Below are 2,129 nucleotides of genomic sequence, written 5' to 3'. Positions count from 1 at the left end.
CATTACCGTGTTTTATGACGGAGCCCCAGCTACCGTTCCAGAACCAACCACTCTATTAGGTCTATTAGCTGTTGGTGCCTTAACTGCTACCTCAGCTGTAGGGAGTAGGGAGTAGGGAGTAGGGAGTAGGGAATCGGGAATCGGGAATCGGGAATCGGGAATCGAGAAGAGTGGGGAGGATAAATGGGATTGACCTTGCCCAAAAGGCCACGCTACTCGAATGGCCACGCTTTCGGCAAAGCCCAGGCTGCGCGAACGCGAACGCTGCGTTTAGCTTCATCCGCGAGAAGCCCCACATCTCAATGCGTAGCATGAGTGTGGGATGAATCGCGGACAGGATTCCTTGGATCAGGGAAACGAGCTATCAAACTCCTAATCAACTCAGATGAGGTCATTCCTCTGCGATTGGCCTCTTGTTCCAGTTGTCTTTTTTCAAAATCGGTAATCCTAATTGTTAATTTTTTGTCTTTCATTATGCCTTGCCATATGACCGTACATATAGTATAATATTACTAGGTCGATAAGCAAGAGGGCAAGTCAAATGAGAATCGCGTACCAGTACCGGCTAAAACCGAGGAAAAATCAGCAAGCTAAGATAGATCACTGGCTATCAATGCTATGTGCTCAATACAATTACTTGTTAGCGGATTCGGCAAAGCCGACGCTACGCGAACGATTCAGATGGTACGAAGAAAATCGTTGCTCAATTAATGCTTGCCCTCTTGTCTGTCATCTTCCCGAATTAAGAGACAATCCAGATTATTACTCCCAGAAAAAGACCTTACCAAATCTTAAAAAAACTCATCCCTGGTATAAGGACATTTATTCCCAGGTACTTCAGGATGTAGTTAAAAGAGTCAAATTAGTTTTTGATAGGTTCATCAAAGGGGATAGCAATGGGAAGCGGAGTGGCAGACCCAGATTTAAAAAACAGCACCGCTACCGTACCTTTACTTACCCTCAAATGAAGGAAGGGTGTCTGGAGGGCAATCTGATTAACCTGCCAAAAATAGGCAAGGTCAAGGTTGTACTGCATCGTCCTCTTCCTGTTCGCGAAGCGTCGGCTACGCCGAATGGCTTTAAAATCAAGACAGCTTCGATTACTAAAAAGTGTGATAGGTACTACCTGGTTTTATCTCTAGAAGATAAGACCGTCCCCGAGATTAAACCTGATATCAATCTAGACTCAATAGTTGGTATTGATGTTGGCCTTAAGGAGTTCTTGACTACCTCTGAAGGGGAGACGATCAAGATTCCCCAATATTACCGAAAGACTCAGAAAAGACTGAGGGTTATTCAAAAGAGAATATCTCGACGGAATAAGAGAGGTAGTAACAGGCTTAAAGCTATCAAGCAACTTGGTAAACAACACAAAAAAGTAGCGGATAAGCGAAAAGACTTCCATTTCAAGACCGCTAATTATTTACTATCAAAATATGACGTAGTTGCTCACGAAAAGTTAAATGTAAAGGGACTCGCTAAATCTCGATTGGCTAAATCTGTGTTGGACGCTGGGTGGTCTAGCTTTCTGACAATCTTAACAAGCAAAGCCGTTCGCGTAGCGTGGCCTACGGCCTTAAATGCTGGTTAGAAGTTACCGTAAGATAGTGGAGCCTTATTACAAGAGATTTAACCTTTTATGCATAGCCGATCAACCATAAAGGCTCCACTATCTAAGGTTTCGTCTCCGGCCTGTTGGCGATTCCAGTAAGTGCTCAAAATACTTCACAGAATTGCTCCAATTGCGGCAAAAAAGTCCCTAAAAAGCTGCATGTTCGGTGGCATGATTGTCCCTATTGCGGATGCAGTTTGGATTCGCCGAAGGCGACGCTACGCGAACGCGACCACAATGCTGCGATCAATATACGAAATAGAGCGGCAGGGTTTGAAGTTACCGTAAGATAGTGGAGCCTTGTCTTGATGCAGTCGCTCATGGGGGAAACCCCCAAGACCGCGCTGCATCGCTAATCAAAAAGTTTTAACCCTTTTATGCATAGCCGACTAACCATAAAGGCTCCACTATCTAAGGTTTCGTCTCTCGGCAGTCCGTTCTTAAAGCCCAGCGCCTCCGTAAGCAATAGCTGGATTGGCGCTTGTTGCCTACACTGAACCTGAAAGGTCAGTGTAGG

Annotated in this window: 3 protein-coding genes and 2 pseudogenes; 3 read left to right on the top strand and 2 right to left on the bottom strand. The window is 45.1% G+C overall.

Annotated features, from left to right (window positions below):
• Positions 1-7: 7 nt before the first annotated feature.
• Positions 8-115 (top strand): PEP-CTERM sorting domain-containing protein, encoded by a 108-nt coding sequence (locus F6K49_RS53935; protein WP_366514308.1) that lies wholly within the window; start codon positions 8-10, stop codon positions 113-115.
• On the opposite strand, the gene F6K49_RS53930 is transcribed toward F6K49_RS53935, so the two are convergent.
• Together F6K49_RS53930 and F6K49_RS43255 are read right to left on the bottom strand one after the other, a co-directional pair.
• Positions 92-313, bottom strand: coding sequence for a hypothetical protein (locus F6K49_RS53930; RefSeq protein WP_366514307.1), 222 nt, complete (start codon positions 311-313; stop codon positions 92-94). The two genes, F6K49_RS53935 and F6K49_RS53930, sit on opposite strands and share 24 nt — an antisense overlap.
• The gene (locus F6K49_RS43255) at positions 300-473 is read right to left on the bottom strand and encodes a CopG family transcriptional regulator (protein WP_293107810.1); all 174 of its coding nucleotides are present in this window, start codon (positions 471-473) and stop codon (positions 300-302) included. The genes F6K49_RS53930 and F6K49_RS43255 overlap by 14 nt, the downstream gene beginning before the upstream one ends.
• Before the next feature lie 68 nt (positions 474-541).
• Between F6K49_RS43255 and F6K49_RS43250 the strand changes: the two are divergent.
• Together F6K49_RS43250 and F6K49_RS43245 are read left to right on the top strand one after the other, a co-directional pair.
• Positions 542-1,552 (top strand): annotated as a pseudogene (locus F6K49_RS43250) (transposase); the annotation flags it as partial.
• Between the two features lie 134 nt (positions 1,553-1,686).
• Positions 1,687-1,905 (top strand): annotated as a pseudogene (locus tag F6K49_RS43245) (zinc ribbon domain-containing protein); the annotation flags it as partial.
• Positions 1,906-2,129: the final 224 nt, after the last annotated feature.

It is taken from the genome of Moorena sp. SIO3I6, assembly GCF_010672095.1.
The sequence above is the reverse complement of the archived record's forward strand: the minus strand, read 5'-3'. Positions and strand labels throughout refer to the sequence as shown.